18 protein-coding genes are annotated in these 18,124 nt (G+C 69.2%); 10 read left to right on the plus strand and 8 right to left on the minus strand.

The window, feature by feature from the left end; all coding sequences use genetic code 11:
* Positions 1-6 precede the first annotated feature (6 nt).
* Genes BJQ94_RS08220 through idi form a run of 3 tightly spaced genes read right to left on the minus strand, consistent with a single transcriptional unit; the run spans position 7 to position 2,535 of the window.
* Positions 7-930 (minus strand): phytoene/squalene synthase family protein, encoded by a 924-nt coding sequence (locus tag BJQ94_RS08220; RefSeq protein ID WP_265399973.1) that lies wholly within the window; start codon positions 928-930, stop codon positions 7-9.
* On the minus strand, positions 927-1,973 hold the full coding sequence (locus BJQ94_RS08225) for a polyprenyl synthetase family protein (RefSeq protein WP_265399972.1): 1,047 nt from the start codon (positions 1,971-1,973) through the stop codon (positions 927-929). The genes BJQ94_RS08220 and BJQ94_RS08225 overlap by 4 nt, the downstream gene beginning before the upstream one ends.
* Positions 1,966-2,535: an isopentenyl-diphosphate Delta-isomerase gene (gene idi, locus BJQ94_RS08230; protein ID WP_265399971.1), complete on the minus strand. Its 570-nt coding sequence runs from the start codon at positions 2,533-2,535 to the stop codon at positions 1,966-1,968. The genes BJQ94_RS08225 and idi overlap by 8 nt, the downstream gene beginning before the upstream one ends.
* Positions 2,536-2,617: 82 nt before the next feature.
* On the opposite strand from idi, the gene BJQ94_RS08235 reads away from it, so the two are divergent.
* The gene (locus tag BJQ94_RS08235) at positions 2,618-3,220 is read left to right on the plus strand and encodes a MarR family winged helix-turn-helix transcriptional regulator (RefSeq protein ID WP_265399970.1); all 603 of its coding nucleotides are present in this window, start codon (positions 2,618-2,620) and stop codon (positions 3,218-3,220) included.
* Positions 3,221-3,242: 22 nt separating this feature from the next.
* Positions 3,243-3,794, plus strand: a complete 552-nt coding sequence (locus tag BJQ94_RS08240) for an adenine phosphoribosyltransferase (protein WP_265399969.1) — start codon at positions 3,243-3,245, stop codon at positions 3,792-3,794.
* Between the two features lie 110 nt (positions 3,795-3,904).
* On the opposite strand, the gene deoC is transcribed toward BJQ94_RS08240, so the two are convergent.
* Positions 3,905-4,633: a deoxyribose-phosphate aldolase gene (deoC, locus tag BJQ94_RS08245; protein WP_265399968.1), complete on the minus strand. Its 729-nt coding sequence runs from the start codon at positions 4,631-4,633 to the stop codon at positions 3,905-3,907.
* 111 nt (positions 4,634-4,744) lie between these two features.
* Between deoC and BJQ94_RS08250 the strand changes: the two genes are divergently transcribed.
* A complete protein-coding gene (locus BJQ94_RS08250) occupies positions 4,745-5,194 on the plus strand; it encodes an NUDIX hydrolase (RefSeq protein WP_265399967.1) in 450 nt (149 codons plus the stop codon).
* Between the two features lie 17 nt (positions 5,195-5,211).
* On the opposite strand, the gene BJQ94_RS08255 is transcribed toward BJQ94_RS08250, so the two are convergent.
* Positions 5,212-5,814 (minus strand): TetR/AcrR family transcriptional regulator, encoded by a 603-nt coding sequence (locus BJQ94_RS08255; RefSeq protein ID WP_265400047.1) that lies wholly within the window; start codon positions 5,812-5,814, stop codon positions 5,212-5,214.
* Between the two features lie 107 nt (positions 5,815-5,921).
* On the opposite strand from BJQ94_RS08255, the gene BJQ94_RS08260 reads away from it, so the two are divergent.
* Positions 5,922-6,863, plus strand: coding sequence for an NADP-dependent oxidoreductase (locus BJQ94_RS08260; protein WP_265399966.1), 942 nt, complete (start codon positions 5,922-5,924; stop codon positions 6,861-6,863).
* 24 nt (positions 6,864-6,887) lie between these two features.
* Here BJQ94_RS08260 and BJQ94_RS08265 read toward each other — a convergent pair whose 3' ends face one another.
* Positions 6,888-7,754, minus strand: a complete 867-nt coding sequence (locus BJQ94_RS08265; RefSeq protein ID WP_265399965.1) for a DUF1295 domain-containing protein — start codon at positions 7,752-7,754, stop codon at positions 6,888-6,890.
* Between the two features lie 21 nt (positions 7,755-7,775).
* On the minus strand, positions 7,776-10,229 hold the full coding sequence (locus tag BJQ94_RS08270) for an ATP-dependent DNA ligase (protein WP_265399964.1): 2,454 nt from the start codon (positions 10,227-10,229) through the stop codon (positions 7,776-7,778).
* A 100-nt stretch (positions 10,230-10,329) separates the two neighbouring features.
* On the opposite strand from BJQ94_RS08270, the gene BJQ94_RS08275 reads away from it, so the two are divergent.
* From BJQ94_RS08275 to BJQ94_RS08295, 5 genes are all read left to right on the plus strand, one after another.
* Entirely contained in the window at positions 10,330-11,193 is an 864-nt protein-coding gene (locus BJQ94_RS08275; protein ID WP_265399963.1) for a Ku protein, read from the plus strand.
* Between the two features lie 41 nt (positions 11,194-11,234).
* Positions 11,235-11,813, plus strand: a complete 579-nt coding sequence (locus BJQ94_RS08280; protein WP_265399962.1) for a CDP-alcohol phosphatidyltransferase family protein — start codon at positions 11,235-11,237, stop codon at positions 11,811-11,813.
* A gap of 129 nt (positions 11,814-11,942) precedes the next feature.
* Positions 11,943-12,356, plus strand: a complete 414-nt coding sequence (locus BJQ94_RS08285; protein WP_265400046.1) for an FHA domain-containing protein — start codon at positions 11,943-11,945, stop codon at positions 12,354-12,356.
* Positions 12,356-13,054, plus strand: coding sequence for a MerR family transcriptional regulator (locus BJQ94_RS08290; RefSeq protein WP_265399961.1), 699 nt, complete (start codon positions 12,356-12,358; stop codon positions 13,052-13,054). Before BJQ94_RS08285 ends, BJQ94_RS08290 begins: the two co-directional genes overlap by 1 nt.
* Positions 13,055-13,202: 148 nt before the next feature.
* Positions 13,203-13,754 carry a MerR family transcriptional regulator gene (locus tag BJQ94_RS08295; protein ID WP_275875586.1) on the plus strand — a complete coding sequence of 184 codons (552 nt, stop codon included), beginning with the start codon at positions 13,203-13,205 and terminating at the stop codon, positions 13,752-13,754.
* A 70-nt stretch (positions 13,755-13,824) separates the two neighbouring features.
* Here the strand turns inward: BJQ94_RS08295 and BJQ94_RS08300 are convergent, their stop codons facing one another.
* Positions 13,825-14,637, minus strand: coding sequence for a ParA family protein (locus tag BJQ94_RS08300; protein WP_265399960.1), 813 nt, complete (start codon positions 14,635-14,637; stop codon positions 13,825-13,827).
* Between the two features lie 77 nt (positions 14,638-14,714).
* On the opposite strand from BJQ94_RS08300, the gene BJQ94_RS08305 reads away from it, so the two are divergent.
* The gene (locus tag BJQ94_RS08305) at positions 14,715-18,119 is read left to right on the plus strand and encodes a pyruvate carboxylase (protein WP_265399959.1); all 3,405 of its coding nucleotides are present in this window, start codon (positions 14,715-14,717) and stop codon (positions 18,117-18,119) included.
* Positions 18,120-18,124: the final 5 nt, after the last annotated feature.

Here is an 18,124-nt window from a genome sequence, read left to right on the forward strand (position 1 = left end):
GGTCGCTCACCGTCGCCACGCCTGGGGGCCGAGCGAGGACGAGAGGGCGATCATCAGTTTCTCCGGATCCGGCACCCGCACGCGGGTGCTCATCAATTCCTGGGCGGGGGTCTCCCGCAGTTTCGCAGACAACCGGGCGAAGAGCCGGTGGGCGGCGGTCACGGCGCGTCGGCTGCCCGGCGGCAACAGCGGCAGCACCCGTTCGGCGGCCTCGAGGTCGGCATCCATGTCGTCGAGCAGCAGGTTCTTCTGCGCCTCGGTGAGCCTGGTGAGGTCGACGCCGGGGAAGTAGTTGCGGCCGAGGGCGTCGCGGTCCGCGGCGAGGTCGCGCAGGAAATTGACCTTCTGGAACGCTGCGCCGAGGCTGCGGGCGCCGTGGTCCAGAACGGCCAGCTGCGCGGGGGTGCGCGGGGTCTCGTGCAGGAAGCTGCGCAGGCACATCAGTCCGACCACCTCGGCGGAGCCGTAGATGTACTCGGCGACGCTGGCCGGGGTGAACGGCGTCGGGTCGAGGTCGCGGCGCATCGACGCGAAGAACGGCCGGGTGAGTGGAGGGTCGATGCCCACCCGTCTGGCGGTCTTGGCGAAGGCGTGCACAACGAGGTTGGTGCTGAAGCCGCGCGCCATCGCCCGTTCGGTCTCGTGCTCGAGGTCGTCGAGGAGTTCGCGTTGGCCGGCCAGGTCGATGCCGGCTTCGCTGGCGGCGCCGTCCACGATCTCATCCGCGACGCGCACGAGGGCGTAGATGCTGCGCACTTCCTCCCGGATGCCGGGCCCCAGGAGGCGGGCCGCGAGCCCGAACGAGGTGGAGTAGTGCCCGATCACCGTGGTGGCGCTGGCCAGGGCGGCGGCGTCGTAGGTGCCGAGGTTCGTGGGCGTGGTGCTGCCGGTCGACGGCTGCAGGTTGGGCCCGGCGGTGTCCCGGCTCATGCGCGGCGCGTCACGGCGCTGGACGCCAGTTGGGTCAGGGTGCTGCGTAGTTCGGCTGGAATCGCGGGGATCTGCAGTGCCTCGACGGCGCGGCGGGCGTACTCGTGGGCGAGGGCGTCTGCTGCTTCCCTGGCGCCGCAGTCGTGCAGGTGCGAACGCACCACCTCGGCTTCGGCCTCGGTGAGGTCGTCCTTGCCCACGAACGGGGCGATCATCGGCCAGTGGCCGGTGGACCCGGCGTGCGCGATGAGGGCCGTCTGCTTGCCCTCGCGCAGGTCGGCGAGCACGCTCTTGCCCGTTGCGGTCGGGTCGCCGAACACACCGAGCAGGTCGTCGGTGAGCTGGAAGGCGACGCCGATCAGGCGGCCGAACAGGCCGAGTCCGTCGATGGCGTCTTCGGGGGCGCCCGCGAGCACGGCGCCGGCCTGGAGCGGGGCTTCGAAGGAGTAGATGGCGGTTTTGTGTTCGAGGGTGGTGACGACCTGGTTGATTGTGAGGGGTTCCCGGCTCACGGTGTTCGTCACATCCGCCAGTTCGCCGGCGGCCGACACGAAGACGGCCCGGTCGAGGAGGTCGAGCAGTCGGCAGCGAAGCGCGGTCTCCACCGGCAGCAGGGCGAGGGCCCGGTGCGCCTCGCTCAGAGCCAGGTCGCCGGCCAGGATGGCGGCCGTCGCGGCCCAGGCCTCCGCCTGTCCGGTGCCGGCGCCGTGCGCGATGGCACGTTCGGTGAAACGGCCGGCGATGTTGGCCATGCCGCGCCTGGACAGGTCGCGATCGATGACGTCGTCGTGGATGAGGAAAGCGGTGTGCAGCAGCTCGAAGCTCACCGCGACGGGGGTGGACAGCGTGTGGTCTGTGCCGCCGAACCCGTCGTAGGCGGCCAGCACGAGCGCAGGGCGCACGCGCTTGCCGCCGCGGCTGGCCTGGTCGAGCGAGTCCCAGAGGGCCACGTAGTGGTCGCCGTAGTCGCTGGCGCGCAGCCGCGCCGCGGCGAAGAAGCGGTGCAGTTCGGTCTCGACGCCCAGCGTCGCTATCTCATGCACGAAAGGTCTCCAGCTCGCGCATCTGCAGCACCATCCACGGGCTGAACGCGAACGGGCTGGCCAGTACGGAGTGGCGCAGCTTGTCCGGGTCGGCCCAGGTGAATTCCATCACCTCGTCGGGGTTGGGCACCGGGTCGCCGGTGGCGGTGGCCAGGTATACCGGGCAGACCTCGTTCTCCACGATGCCGCTGCTGTCTGTGGCGCGGTAGCGGAACAGGGGAAGCGCCAGGTCGATGCCGCCCAGGTCGAGCCCGAGCTCGAAGTCGGCGCGGCGGCGCACGGCATCCGCCAGGGTCTCGGCCGGGGCTGGGTGGCCGCAGAACGAATTGGTCCACACGCCGGGCCAGGTCTTCTTGGTCAGGGCCCGCCGGGTGATGAGCACCTCGCCGCGGTCGTTGAACACGTAGCAGGAGAAGGCCAGGTGCAGGGAGGTGTCGCTGCCGTGCACACTGCTCTTGGGCGCGGTGCCGATCTCGCGGCCGTCCTCATCGAGCAGAACGACCAGATCCTCGCCAAGCGCGTTGTTCTCGATCAGCTCGATGGTGGATTCTGCTGTGTGCATCACGGGACTCCCTCTCGTGCAGCCAAGATACCCGAAAAAGTACCTAACCGAGTTAGCGATATTCGAGGCTAGCATGGTCCCTATGCCCGCCGATGTCCAACCCGACGCCGAGCCGAGTCGACCCGGTTACGACGGGTACTGGTACCCGAATGGTACCGAGCCGAACGGCACCGACCCGCACGCCGCACCGCTGCCCGTCACCGCCGTCGATGTGCTGCGGGCGGTACGCCGGTTCCGCGCGGCCGATGTCGCGATGCGCATCAGGGCGCGGTCGAACATGGACATGAACGATTCCGATCTGGTGGCCCTGCGGCACCTGATCGCAGCGGAGGAACGCTCGGAGCCGATCGGCCCGAAAGACCTGAGCGGTTTCCTCGGCATCAGCTCGGCGGCCACCGCGAAGCTGCTGTCCCGCCTGGAGGCATCGGGCCGGCTGCACCGCGAGCCGCATCCGAGCGACCGGAGGGCACAGGTGCTCTTCGCCACCGGGCGTGCCCACGAGGAGATCCGCCGCGTCCTGGGTGCGGCCCACCAGCGCATGCTGGCCGCCGCCGAGAAGCTCAGCGGCTCTGAGCAGTCGGCTGTCGTGCGGTTTCTCGACGAGCTCAGCGGTGCAATGGATGAGCCGGCCGAGGCGACCGAGTCGAGCGGGCCGGAGTCGGTGCCCGCATCATCGGCCACCTAGCCCGGGCCGACAGGAGCCCCGGATGGCGGGCGGTACCCTTGAGGACGTGATCGTTCCCGCCGCCCAGCACGTAGAAACCCTCCTCGCCTCGTACCCGGACTTCCCCCTGCCGGGGATCCTGTTCCGCGACCTGAACCCCGTCTTCGCCGACGCCGTGGCGTTCCGGGCGATCATCGACGATTTGAGCGAGCGCTACCGCGGCCAGTTCGACGCCGTCGCCGGCATCGAGGCGCGCGGCTTCCTGTTGGCGGCCGGCATCGGCTACGCGGCCGGATGCGCGGTGCTCGCCGTGCGCAAGGGCGGCAAGCTGCCCGGCACAGTGCTGACCGAGGAGTACGACCTGGAATACGGTTCGGCGCGCCTCGAGCTCGAGGTCGGGCAGTTGCCCGCCGGCTCCCGCGTGCTCGTCGTCGACGACGTGCTCGCCACCGGTGGCACCGTCGCGGCGACCGCGCGTCTGGTCGGCCGGGCCGGCTACGTGATGATCGGCGTCGGCGTTGTGCTCGAACTGGCCGAACTCGACGGGCGCAGCCGCATCGGCGACGTGCCCGTGCACACCATCATGTCGGTCTAGCTGCGCGCAGTCGATCGCCAGCTGTTCCCGAATCGGACTTCTGCGCCCGGTACGCCGGGCGCAGAAGTCCGCACGGGCAACAGTTGGCCCGCGGGGTCTCGTACCCGGGGTCAGTAAGCGGCGGGGTTGGCCGGGGCCTCGACGACCGCGCCGGACAGCACGGCCTTCGTGCCGGAGACGCCGAGACGGCTGGCGCCGGCCTCGATCATGGCGAGGGCGTCGGCGTGGCTGCGCACTCCGCCGGAGGCCTTGACACCGAGGGCGTCGCCCACGGTCTCGCGCATCAGGCGCACGGCGTGCACGGTGGCGCCGCCGGTGGGGTGGAACCCGGTGGAGGTCTTGACGAAGTCGGCGCCGGCGGCGACGGCGGCGCGGCACACGCCCACGATCTCGTCGTCGGTGAGCGCGGCCGACTCGATGATCACCTTGAGCACCAGCGGCGCGGGGATCTCGGCGCGCACGGCGCTGATGTCGGCCTCGACGAGGTCGAACCGGCCGGCCTTGGCCGCTCCGATGTCGATGACCATGTCCACCTCGTCGGTGCCCTGCGCAACGGACAGGGCGGCCTCTGCGGCCTTGATCGCGCTGGCGTGCTTGCCGCTCGGGAAGCCGCAGACCACGGCGACCTTGAGGTCGGTGTCGGCGGGGATCGTCAGGGGCAGCATCGACGGTGACACGCAGACGGAGTAGACCCCGAGTTCAACGGCCTCGGCGATGAGGGCGGCCACGTCGGCTTGGGTGGCCTCCGGCTTGAGCAGGGTGTGGTCGATGTACCGGGCCAGGCCGGCGGCATCCAGAGCGGTGCTGTCAGAGGAGGTGGCTGGGGTGGAAGAGGTCATGCTCGCAGTCCTTCGGGTGGGGCGGTGGGGTGTGCGCCGGGCTCGATCTTACCGCCGTGGGCTGCGGGCCGCCCGGTGAGGGAGAGGTCGCGTATACGGCATGCTTAAGCGATGAGCGGCAGTGGTGATGCGTGGGTCTACGGCCCGGATGGTGCCAGGTTCTGGGGCCTGTACGGGGCCGCCGGCCTGCTCGTGCACCATCGTGAGCGCGGCGTTCTCCTGCAGCACCGAGCCCTGTGGAGCCACCACGGCGACACTTGGGGAGTGCCGGGCGGCGCTCGACACGAGAACGAGAGCGCGCTGGACGCGGCCCTGCGCGAGGCCGGCGAGGAGGCCGGGGTGCCCGCCGACCTCGTGCGGGTGAGTTTCGACTCCGTCATCGACCTCGGATTCTGGTCGTACACGACAGTCGTGGTGGAGGCGCTTGAGTTCTTCGAGCCGGTGATCAGCGACACCGAGAGCATCGCCCTGCGCTGGGTGCCGCCGCAGGATGTCGACCTGTTGCCGTTGCATCCGGGGTTCGCCGCCAGCTGGCCGGCCCTGCGCGACCGCCTTCTCTGACCCTTCTCTGTGCGGGGTCAGTCCGGTCGACTCCCAGCGGAGATCCCGCGGATGAGGATCCGATGGAGGGCGCGGACGGCGGCCCCGGTCAGGGCGTCCGGTCTGCTGCTGAACGCGGTCATGGCCATCATCCCGACGCGCACATCGTCCGTCGTGACGTCCGGTCTGAGGTCCCCGGCTGTGCGCGCCCCCGCGACGAGTCGGTGAAGTGCTTCGCCATGCGCCCGGCGGGCGTCGGCGAAGGGTGCATTGCCGGCCGGTCCAGCGACGGCCGAGGAATCTTCTGTCGAATTGTCGAGCAGCACGCGTAACAGTCCGGGATGCTCAATCTGGACCTCCGCGAACCAGGCGATCACTGTCGTCAGGCCGGTCCAGGGATCTGGCTCACGCAGCGCCGCCTGCATCGCCTGGGTACACGTGGCCACCTGCTCGGCCAGCACGGCTTCGATGAGGTCGTTCTTTGTCGGGAAGTGGCGGTAGGCGGTGGCGATGCCCATCCCGGCCTCGCGAGCGATGGCACGCATCGACACACCCAGACCGTCCCGCTGGAGGGCGCGTCCGGCCGCAGCGGTGAGGCGCAGGCGATTGAGTTCTTTGTCGGCCCGGGGTTCGCGAGTCATCTCGGCCACAGACCGTCTCACTTCCGCTAGATCCGGATCGGGTGTTCCGGAAGTTTCCTACAGTAGCCGTTGCTGCAGCCGCAGCCGCGTCCACGAAAGGCAACCCCATGATCGCTGTTCAGTTCGACCAGCACGGCCCCTCCTCTGTACTCCACCTCGTCGAGCGGGCGATGCCCGCTGTCCCGGCGGGCTGCGTGCTGGTGCACGTCCGCGCGGCCGGCGTTTCCCCGGTCGATATCGCCCTTCGCGCCGGGGGGACGCCGCTGGCCGCGTCGCTGTCATTGCCGCACATCACCGGCATCGATGCGGCAGGAGTCGTCGTCGAGATCGGCACTGGTGTGACGGATGTAGTGGTGGGAGACGAGGTGTTCGGCACCGTCGTGTTGACCGAGTTCGGCGGCGCAGCGGCAGAGTACGCCGTCCTCGCCCAGTGGGGACCGAAGCCCTCCGCGTGGTCATGGGCGGAGGCAGGCGCAGCCGGTTCGGCCGTCGAGACCGCGACTCGCGCACTTGACCTGCTGGACGTCTCACCGGGGTCGGTCGTGCTCGTCGACGGTGCGGCTGGTGGGGTCGGCTCGATCGCGGCACAGCTCGCTGTCGCACTGGGGGCCCGAGTCTTCGGCACCGCTCGCGAGGGGTCCCTGCACATCGTCGAGTCGCTGCCGGGTGTCACAGCGGTGCGCACCGGGCTGAGCTGGAGGGATGTCTTCCGCCATGCGGGTATCGACCGCGCCGACGCCGCTGTGGACACGAGCGGTGCCGGCGTCCTCCCCGCCCTCATCGCCGCCACCGGCAGCGCGGACCGGGTGGTGACGATCGCCGACCTGTCCGCGGCCGACTACGGCGTGCGTCTGACGCGCGGCGCTCTCGCCGGTGAAGCGACCGGGCGCCACGGTCTTCGTGCCGTGGCAGGGCTCGGCCACGGCACTGTGCTGACGGTGCCGCTACGCGGCACCTTTCCGTTCGCCCAGGCCGCCGCAGCCCACGACGCCGCGGCGGAACGACCGCGATGGGGCAAGGTCGCGCTGGTCAACGACCAACCGTGCTGACGCGACCGTCCAGTCCCATCGGCGCTAGAGCCGCTCGCCGGTCGGCGGCGTGGTCCCGGCCAGCGCGGCCCGCCGTTTCGGCGCCCACGGTATCAGCGGCCAGACGGCCCGGCGGTAGTCCGCATAACCCGGATGCCGCTCCATCGAGATGCTCTCGGTGAAAACGATCGAACCGGCGAACAGCAGGGTCAGCAGCAGGGCGCCCAGGGAGCCGAGTTGCAGCACATCGCCGGCCGCGACGGCGCCGAACCCGGCCACCAGCCACCACTGCGCGATCTCGAAGAAGTAGTTCGGGTGACGGGAGAACCTGAACAGCCCGACCCGGAGGAAGCCCGGGTCAGCGGCGCCCGTGGCCCGACGGGCCAGACGGGCGCGCTGGAAGTTCCACTGTTGCTGATCGGCCACGCTCTCCCCGATCAGGCAGGCCAGGAACAGCACCGTGAGCACAACGTCGCCAGCGCCGAACGGCCTGCCGGGGTGCTGCAAGGCCACCCAGGCGGGCAGGGTGAGAAGCAGCAGCAACAGGTTCTGGTAGATCGAGATGAAGAACAGGTTGAACAGCGCGAACCCGCGCCGGCTCATCCGTCGGCGCAGCGCCACCCAGCGGTAGTCCTCGCCGCCCGGCCGGTAGCCGCCCTTGCGGGCGAAATTCAGGGTGAGCCGAACCCCCCACAGCTTGCCCAGCACGGCCAGCACCACCAGCCGAGTGTCGGCCAGGCCGCCGGCAGCGGCGAACACCCAGAGGTACACCGGCGGCAACAGCGACCAGGCCCGGTCGACCCAGGAGTACTCCCGGGTGAGCACGGACAACAGCCAGGTGCTCAGGGTGGCGGCCGCGCACACACCCGTGCAGACCAGCAGCGCGGCGGATGCACCGGTGTCAGCCATCATGGCGCTCCTTCCTCCTCGGATTCAGCCTTCACGCACCACGTCGCCCGGTGCCTTGTCTGGCCGCAGTCCCCGCCAGCTCGGGTGCCGCAGCCGGCCGGACGGCGTCCACTCGCTGAACTCTGCCTCGCCCACGAGAAGCGGCTGCACCCACACGGCGTCAGCGGCGTCGGCCGCCGGCACGTCGTCGAACGGGCTGTCGGCGCGCGGCAGATCGTCCAGCCGGCGGCGGAGGGCGGTGAGGTCGCGGTCGCGAAACCCGGTGCCGACGCGGCCGGCGTAGTGCAGGGGCGGCGCCCCGGTCTCTCCGGCTCGCGCTGCGGCGGGGATGCCCACCAGCAGGGAGCCGAGGGTGCTGCCGCGGTGTCCGTTGCCGGGCCGCCACCCGCCGATCACCACCTCCTGCGCCTTGACGTGCTTGACCTTCACCCACCGGTCGGTGCGGCGCCCGCTCTGGTAGCGGCTGTCGTTCTGCTTGGCGATCAGGCCCTCCAGGCCGAGCCTGGAGCTGGTGGCGAGAGCCTCGGCCGCGTCGCCGTCGAAGGCCGGCGGCACCTGCACGGCGCCGACGCTCGTGACCAGGCCCTCCAGGGCGCGGCGCCGGTCCGAGTAGGGCAGCTCAACCGCCGCTGCGCCGTCGTGCTCGAGCAAGTCGAAGGCGAAGTAATGCACGGGGGCGCCCTGCCGCGCCCGCCGCACGTCCCGCTCGTCGGTGAGCCCCAGCCGCGTCTGCAGCAGGGAGAAGTCGGGCCGGTTCCGCCGGTCGAGCGCCACCACCTCGCCGTCGAGTACGGCGCTCTGGTCGCCGACGGCCCGGCGCAGATCGTCGACCAGCTCGGGAAACGACGCCGTGACGTCGTTGCCGTTGCGGGTCATGAACCGCACGGCACCGTGCGGTCCGCCGTCGAGGTAGGCGAGCATGCGGATGCCGTCCCACTTCATCTCGTAGGCCCAGCCGGCGTCCGGTGACAACTCCTGCAGGCTGCCGGGGCGGGCGAGCATGGGGGAGTAGTCGGTGCGGGCGGCGGTCACGGTGGCCGGAGTTGCGACATCCGCCTTCTGGCTGGCTTTCGGTTTCATCAGGTGGATCAGCCAGTTGCGCGAGTCCGCCCCGCCCGTGCGGATCAGGGCGAACTCACGTTCGGCGCCGGCCAGACCGCCGTCCGGCCGGCCGCGCAGGGTCACGATCACCTCGTCGTCCCGCCACTTCTCGGCCGAGTAGTTGCCGGAATCCCAGATCGACATGGAGCCAGCCCCGTATTCCCCGGCCGGGATATCGCCTTCGAACTCGAGGTATTCGAGCGGGTGGTCTTCCGTGTGGACGGCGAGGTGATTGTGGGTCGGATCCGTCGGCACACCCTTGGGCAACGCCCAGGAGGCCAGCACGCCATCGTGTTCGAGCCGCAGGTCGAAATGCAGGGCGCGAGCGTGGTGCTCCTGGATCACGAAGGCCGCGCCGCCGCTGCCCGGGGCGTGAGGCGCCGCCGCCTCCGGCACGGGCTCCGGTGTCCGGGTCGCATCCCGCTTGCCGCGGTAGACGTGCAGGCGGTCGGTGGGGTCGGCCTCGATCGCGTCCGCCACCACGGCGAGCGGGTCCGGCCGGCGTTCGAGCCGCCTGAGCACCTGCCGGTAGTCGAGCTGAGCCAGGTCCGGCGCCTCCAGTTCCCGCCAGGTGCGCGGGGCCGCCACCAACGGCCGCATCTGGCCGCGCAGGCTGTACGGCGCGATGGTGGTCTTGTTCGCGCTGTTCTGGCTCCAGTCCAGGAACACCTTCCCCGGCCGCAGTGACCGCGTCATGGCGCTGAGCACCTCGCCGGGGTGGTCGGCTTCGAGGGCCCTGGCCAGTTCGTGCGCCACCTGGCCTACCTGATCCGAGCTGTGACTACCATCGAGGGCTGCATAGAGATGGATGCCCTTGCTCCCGCTGGTGACCGGCATCGTGTCCAGGCCCATGTCCAGCAGCAGCGCACGGGCCCACCTGGCCACCTCCGCGCACTCCACCAGGCCAACGCCCTCACCGGGGTCGAGGTCGAGCACCAGCCGGTCGGGGTGCGCCGGGGTGCCGGCGGCGTCGAACCGCCACTGCGGCACGTGCACCTCGAGGGTGCCGATCTGCGCCAGCCAGGTCAGCGTGGCCAGGTCGTTCACCAGCGGATACACCGTGCTGTGCTCCGTGTGCGCCAGCTCCCGGCGCTCCACCCATTCGGGAGTGCCGTCGCCCAGGTTCTTCTGGAAGAACACCTGGCCGGGCTCGTCCGGGGTGCCGACCCCGTGCACCCAACGCTTGCGGGTGGCCGGCCGGTCCCTGGCATGCCTGATGAGCGCGTCGGCCACCGCGGCGTAGTACCCCAGGATGTCGGCCTTGGTGGTGCCGGTTTCCGGGTACATCACCTTGTCGAGGTGGGTGAGGGTCACCCGGCGGCCGCCCACCGTCACGATCTCGCGCGCCGGCTGCCCAGCTCCTGCCACAGATGCCATGTGCCCAGCTTGCTCCGGCGGCGGCGGATGGTCCACCCTGGTTTTCCCCCTAGCCTTCCGGCACCGGCTGGGTATGTACTTGTGCAGAGGAGGCAGCGCGATGAGATCCATCTGGAAGGGCGCCATCACGTTCGGGCTGGTCAACGTGCCGGTCAAGGTCTACAGCGCCACAGAAGACCACGACGTGGAACTGCACCAGGTGCACGACGAGGATGGCGGCCGCATCCGCTATCAGCGTCGCTGCGAGGTCTGCGGCAAGATCGTGGACTACGCGCACATCGACAAGGCCTTCAGCGACGGCGACAAGACTGTGATCATCACCGACACCGACCTCAAGGCCCTGCCGGAGGAACGCAGCCGCGAGATCGACGTCGTCGAGTTCGTGCCGAGCAACCAGCTCGACCCGATCATGTTCGACCGCAGCTACTTCCTCGAACCGGATGGCAGCTCGCCGAAGGCGTATGTGCTGTTGCGCCGTACCCTCGAGCAGACCGACCGCACGGCGATCGTGCATTTCGCGCTGAGGCAGAAGACCAGGCTCGCCGCCCTGCGGGTGCGGGACGACGTGCTGATGCTGCAGACGTTGCTGTGGGCCGACGAGGTGCGCACTGCGCAATTCCCGGCGCTCGAATCCACCGTGACGGTGTCCGACCGGGAACTCGACCTGTCCGCGGCGTTGGTGGATTCCTTCGCCTCCGACTTCACGCCCGGCGACTTCACCGACGACTACCAAGCGCAGCTGCGCACGCTCATCGAGCAGAAGCTCGCGGCCGGTGATGCCATCGACACCGAGGCCACCTTCGGGGTCACAGAGGACGAGCCCGGCGGGGGAGAGGTGCTCGACCTGATGGAGGCCCTGCGGCGCAGCGTCGACCGTAGCCGCGCCGGCAAGGACACCGCGGAATCCGACACCGAGACGACGAAGACGGCCACGAAGAAGGCGGGCGCGAAAAAGAGGGCGTGACCTGCCGGTTGGAGATACCGCCGCGTGGATACACTCGGGGGGTGACAGGGCCCGCACGGAACGAGATCAGCAGTCGAGTGCTCACCGTGCCCAATCTGCTCAGCTTCTTGCGCCTCGCCCTCGTTCCGGTGTTCCTTTTTGTGCTCGTTGCCGGCGCCGATGCCTGGGCGCTGTTGATCCTGGCCGTCTCCAGCCTCACCGACTTCCTCGACGGCTGGATCGCCCGTCGGTTCAACCAGATCACCCGGCTCGGCCAGCTGCTCGACCCGGCGGCAGACCGGCTCTACATCTTCGCCGCCCTCATCGGCCTGGCTTGGCGCGACCTGGTGCCGTGGTGGATCGTGCTGGTCGTCGTCGGCCGCGACGTCTTCCTGCTCGGGCTGGGCGTTGTGCTGGCCAACCACGGTTTCGGTCCGTTGCCTGTGCATCAGCTGGGCAAGGTCGCCACCTTCTGCCTGTTCTACGCGCTGCCGATGATCATGCTCGGCCAGGCCTTCCCCGAGCTCGCCTGGTGGTCCCAGCCCGTCGGCTGGGCGTTCGGGCTCTGGGGTGCATACCTGTACTGGTGGGCCGGCGTCATCTACGCGATTGAAACGGTTCGAGTGATTCGCCTGCCATAGCAAATGTTGGCCCTCCCGATCCGATACGATTTACCCAGTAGGAGGTGCACGGTGGTCGATCCCGACGAGAAGAAAGAACCCGAGCGTAGGGTTGCGCCCGAGAACGCCACGGGGAACGTCGACACGACGATGACGTTCAGCCAGGAGTTCGCGGCATCATTGGCGGCGCTCGACGCGAATGTCACGGTTGAAGAGCAGGATGCCATTGCGGCCCTGCCGTCCGGCTCCGCCCTGCTGGTGGTGCGCCGCGGTCCCAACTCCGGTGCGCGCTTCCTGCTGGATGCCGACGTCACGACAGTGGGCCGGCACCCGAACGCCGACATCTTCCTCGACGACGTCACGGTGTCCCGCCGCCACGCCGAGTTCCTGCGCACGGGGCGTCAGTTCCAGGTCAAAGACCTCGGCTCGCTCAACGGCACCTACTTCGATGGCGAACGCATCGACCTGGCCGTCCTCACCGACGGATCCGAAGTGCAGGTCGGCAAATTCCGCCTCACGTTCTACGCCTCGCGGCTCGACCTCGTTCACCTGGCGAGCGACTAGTGCCGGCGTCCTCCGCCCAGGCACGATCGACGGGCGCGACGTCACTTCTGAGTATTGGCCAGGTGCTGGCGCGGTTGACGCCGGAGTTCGGCGACCTGACCCCGTCCAAGCTGCGGTTCCTGGAGGAACAGGGGCTGGTCTCTCCGGCCCGCACCGAATCCGGCTACCGCAAGTTCAACGCCGGTGACCTGGACAGGCTGCGCCTGATCCTGTCGATGCAGCGTGACCACTACCTGCCGTTGAAGGTCATCAAGGCCTACCTCGACGACCTCGACGCCGGACGCTCCCCGGTCCTGCCCGGCGGCGGCGCTCCAGGCCCCACCATGCTTACGACCGCGCGGCGGTTCAGCCGCGACGACCTACTGCGCGAGGCTGGGGCCTCCGGCGCCCTGCTGCACGACGCGGTTTCCGCCTCGATCATCCTGCCGGCCGAGCACTACGGCGATGACGCCCTCGCCGTGCTCCGCGCCCTCGTCGACCTGCAGCGCAGCGGCATCGAGCCCAGGCACCTGCGCGGCTTCCGCGGCGCCGCCGAACGTGAGCTCGGCCTGATCGAGAGCGCCCTTGTTCCGCTGGCCCGCCGCAAGGACGCTTCCAGCCGCGCCAAGGCCGCCGAGATGGCCGTGGAGATCGCCGGTCAGCTCGAGGTCATCCGCGGCAGCCTGATCCGCTCTGCCCTGGGGCGCCTGACCAAATAGGTCGTAGACTGAAAGTTCAACAAGGCGAAGAATCAGCCTTCTCTCGACACGCCGACGTGTTCGGGCGGATGTGCTCGGTTGGGGCCGTCAGCCTCGCTAACCTTGAAGTGCGGCCTGAAGGTTCGCATCCACCCCGAGAGGCGACCGCATGAGTGAACTCAATCCCCGAGACGAGTCCTCGCGGTACGGTCAGGGACTGCTCTTCACCGACGGGATGCCGGAGCTCGACGAGAACTCGGGTTACCGCGGCGCCGTCGCCGCCCGCGCCGCCGGCATCAGCTACCGTCAGCTCGACTACTGGGCCCGCACCGAGCTCGTGGAGCCCACCGTGCGCGGTGCGTCCGGCTCCGGCACCCAGCGGCTCTACGGTTTCCGCGATATCCTCGTTCTCAAGCTCGTCAAGCGTCTTCTCGACACGGGCATCTCGCTGCAGCAGATCCGTACCGCGGTCAACCAGCTGCGCGAGTCCGGCGTCAACGACCTGGCCCAGACCACCCTGATGAGCGATGGCGCCAGCGTCTACCTGTGCACCTCGAACGACGAGGTCATCGACCTCGTCAGCCGCGGCCAGGGCGTCTTTGGCATCGCCGTCGGCAAGGTCCTCCGCGAAGTGGAGACCACCCTGGTCGAGCTCGACACCCAGTCCACCGACCCCTCAGACGAATTGGCGGCCCGCCGAGTCTCCCGCAAGGTCTCTTAACTCCGCGAGCCGTGAGAAAAGCCCCGAAAACGCACGCGTTTCGGGGCTTTTCTCACGGCTTGCGAGCGGGTTAACGCGCGGTTGACTCTGCGTACTCGCCGATTCGGGCGGTGCGGAGCACCCGGTCCAGGAGCTGGTCGAAGTAGTGCGCCATCTCCTGGGCGCTGTCGCCGGGCCAGGTGTGCAACGGCTTCGCCGCGCCCTGGGCCTGCTGCAGGCTGGTGCGCTCGGGCAGCTGGGGGCTGAGCACCAGCGGGCCGAACATGTCGCGGAGTTCCTTGATGCGGAACTGGTGCTCGAGCGACGCCGTGCGGGCCCGGTTGACGATGATGCCCAGCGGCTGCAGCCGCGGGCTGAGACCGCGGCGGATCTCCTCGATGGCGCGCAGGGCGCGGTCGGCGGCGGCCACGGAGAACAGACCGGGCTCGGTGACGACGGCGACACGGTCGCTCGCGGCCCAGGCGGTGCGGGTGAGCGCATTCAGCGAGGGGGCGCAGTCGATCAGAACGAGGTCGTAATCCTTCTCCACAGTGGAGAGGGCCTCTTCGAGCTTCCAGATGTCACGGATGCTGGGGTGCGGGCCGTCGAAATTGATGGCGGAGGGGCTGCCGATCATGACGTCGATCGTGCCGGGGCGGCCGCGGGTCCAGCCGCTGGGCGCGATGGCGGCCCGAACAACTTTTTCCTTCGGCGAGGCCAGCACGTCGGCCACGTTCAGGTGGCCGGCGAGCTGAATGTCCAGCCCGGTGGAGACATCAGATTGCGGATCGAGGTCGACCACGAGGGTCCGAACACCGCGGGCGAAGGCAGCAGAAGCGAGACCAAGGGTTACCGTGGTCTTGCCTACCCCTCCCTTGAGGGAGCTAACGCTAAGTACGTGCACAAGTAGATACGTTACCTTCACTAGTCTTAGAGAACCTAACCGTCAGCTGTGTACCGCTCCCGGATCGAAAGGTCTCAATGTTCACCAAAATCCTCGTCGCCAACCGTGGAGAGATAGCAATCCGCGCCTTTCGCGCCGCCTACGAACTGGGGGCGAAGACTGTCGCTGTTTTCCCGTTCGAGGACCGTAACTCCCTGCATCGGCTGAAGGCCGACGAGGCGTACGAAATCGGCGAGCCGGGCCACCCCGTGCGTGCATATCTCGACGTCTCCGAGATCATCCGCGTGGCCAGGGAGAGCGGCGCAGACGCCATCTACCCCGGTTATGGCTTCCTCTCCGAGAACCCCGAGCTGGCCGAAGCGGCCAAGGCCGCCGGAATCACCTTCATCGGCCCGGGCTCACACGTGCTCGAGATGGCCGGCAACAAGGTCACGGCCAAGGAGCACGCCATCGCGGCGGGCGTCCCCGTGCTCAAGTCCAGCGCACCGTCGCGCGACGTCGAGGAACTCATCGCGGCCGCAGAGGAGATCGGCTTCCCGATCTTCGCCAAGGCCGTCGCCGGCGGCGGCGGGCGCGGCATGCGCCGGGTCGCCACGATGGCCGACCTGCGCGGCTCCCTCGAAGAGGCCATGCGCGAGGCCAACAGCGCCTTCGGCGATCCCACCATGTTCCTCGAGCAGGCCGTGCTCCGGCCCCGCCACATCGAGGTGCAGATCCTCGCGGATGCCACCGGCGAGACCGTGCACCTGTTCGAGCGGGACTGCTCGGTGCAGCGCCGCCACCAGAAGGTCATCGAGATCGCTCCGGCGCCCAACCTGCCCGAAGAGATCCGCCAGCGCCTGCACAAGGACGCCGTGGCCTTCGCCAGGTCGATCGGCTACGTCAACGCCGGCACCGTCGAGTTCCTGCTCGACACCGTGGGCGAGCGCGCCGGCCAGCACGTGTTCATCGAGATGAACCCGCGCATCCAGGTCGAGCACACCGTCACTGAAGAGGTCACAGACGTCGACCTCGTGCAGTCCCAGATCCGGATCGCCGCGGGGGAGACCCTCGCCGACCTCGGCCTCTCCCAGGACTCGATCAAGCTGCGCGGGTTCGCCCTGCAGTGCCGGATCACCACTGAAGACCCCACCTCGGGTTTCCGCCCGGACACCGGCAAGATCACCACCTACCGCTCACCCGGCGGTGCCGGCATCCGCCTGGACGGCGGAACCATCAACCCGGGCGCACAGATCAGCCCGCACTTCGACTCGATGCTCGCCAAGCTCACCTGCCGTGGCCGTGACTACGCTTCGGCGGTCACCCGGTCCAAGCGGGCCCTGGCCGAGTTCCGCATCCGCGGCGTCTCCACGAACATCTCGTTCCTGCAGGCCGTGCTTGAAGACCCCGACTTCGCCAACGGCGACCTGAGCACCTCGTTCATCGACGAGCGCCCGCAGCTGCTGCGCGGCCGCGCGTCGAAGGACCGCGGCACGAAGATCCTCAACTGGCTGGCCGACGTCACGGTCAACCAGCCCAACGGTGTGCCGATCACGCTGATGAACCCGGCCGAGAAGCTGCCCAAGATCGACCTCTCCGTGCCCGCGCCCGACGGCTCCAGGCAGAAGCTGCAGTTGCTCGGCCCGGTCGGTTTCGCCAGCGCGCTGCGCCAGCAGACGGCCCTGGCCGTCACCGACACGACCTTCCGCGATGCTCACCAGTCGCTGTTGGCCACCCGTGTGCGCACCAAGGACCTCGTCGCCGTCGCCCCGCACGTCGCGAGACTCACGCCGGAGCTGCTCTCCGTCGAGGCCTGGGGCGGTGCCACGTATGACGTGGCGCTGCGCTTCCTCGGCGAAGACCCGTGGGAGCGCCTGAGCGCCCTGCGCGAGGCCTTGCCGAACATCAACATCCAGATGCTGCTGCGCGGCCGCAACACGGTGGGCTACACCCCGTACCCCACCGAGGTGACGGATGCCTTCGTCCGCGAGGCCAGCGACACCGGTGTCGACATCTTCCGCATCTTCGACGCCCTCAACGACGTCAACCAGATGCGCCCGGCCATCGACGCGGTGCTCAACACGGGCACGAGCGTCGCCGAGGTCGCGGTCTGCTACACGGGTGATCTGCTCGACCCGGCGGAGAACCTCTACACGCTCGACTACTACCTGCGCCTCGCCGACCAGATCGTGGCCTCCGGCGCGCACATCCTGGCCATCAAGGACATGGCCGGGCTGCTGCGCCCGGCCGCTGCCGAGAAGCTCGTCACCGCGTTCAGGGAACGCTTCGACCTGCCGGTGCACGTGCACACCCACGACACCCCGGGTGGCCAGCTCGCGACCCTGTTGGCGGCCTCCCGCGCCGGCGCAGACGCCGTCGACGTGGCCAGCGCGCCGATGGGTGGCACCACCAGCCAGCCGTCCGCGTCCTCGCTCGTCGCCGCCCTCGCGCACACCGAGCGCGACACCGGAATCTCCCTGCAGAACGTCTGCGACCTCGAGCCGTACTGGGAAGACGTGCGCCGGGTCTACCACCCCTTCGAATCCGGCTTGCGCGCTCCGACGGGTCGCGTGTACAAGCACGAGATCCCCGGCGGCCAGCTGTCCAACCTGCGCACCCAGGCGGTGGCGCTGGGTCTCGCCGACGACTTCGAGCTGATCGAAGACATGTACGCGGCGGCCAACGGCATCCTGGGCCGCGTGCCCAAGGTGACCCCGTCGTCCAAGGTCGTCGGTGACCTGGCGCTCTACCTCGCCGCGGTGAACGCGGACCCCGCCGACTTCGAGGCCAACCCGGCCAAGTACGACGTGCCGGATTCCGTGGTGGGCTTCATGGCCGGCGAGCTGGGCGACCTGCCCGGCGGCTGGCCGGAGCCCTTCCGCAGCAAGGTGCTCGAGGGACGTAACGTTCGGGTGAGCACCACAGAGCTCACCGAAGAGGAGCGCACGGCGTTGGGCGCCGACAGCGCCACCCGCCGCGCCATGCTCAACCAGCTGCTCTTCCCCGCGCCCACCCGGCACTTCCAGCAGATCCGCGAGCTGTTCGGCGACCTCTCCGTGGTCGACACCGTGGACTACCTCTACGGCCTGCGCCAGGGCACAGAGCACTCGGTCGAGATCGACAAGGGTGTGCGGTTGTACGTCGGACTCGAAGCGATCGGCGAGGCCGACGACAAGGGCATGCGCACGGTCATGACCATCCTCAACGGGCAACTGCGTCCGGTCTTCGTGCGTGACCGCAGCATCGCCGTGGTCACGAAGGCGGCCGAGAAGGCGGATGCCAACCAGCCCGGCCAGGTTGCCGCCCCGTTCTCCGGAGTGGTCACCCTGCAGGTTGCCGACGGCGACCATGTCGCGGCCGGACAGAGCGTTGCATCGATCGAGGCCATGAAGATGGAAGCGGCCATCACCTCGCCCATCGCGGGGGTCGTGGAACGTGTAGCGATCCCCACCACCCAGCAGGTCGACGCCGGTGACCTGCTCGTGGTGGTGCGTCCGCGCTAGGCTGA

It is taken from the genome of Cryobacterium sp. SO2 (assembly GCF_026151165.2).
Taxonomy (GTDB): Bacteria; Actinomycetota; Actinomycetes; order Actinomycetales; family Microbacteriaceae; genus Cryobacterium.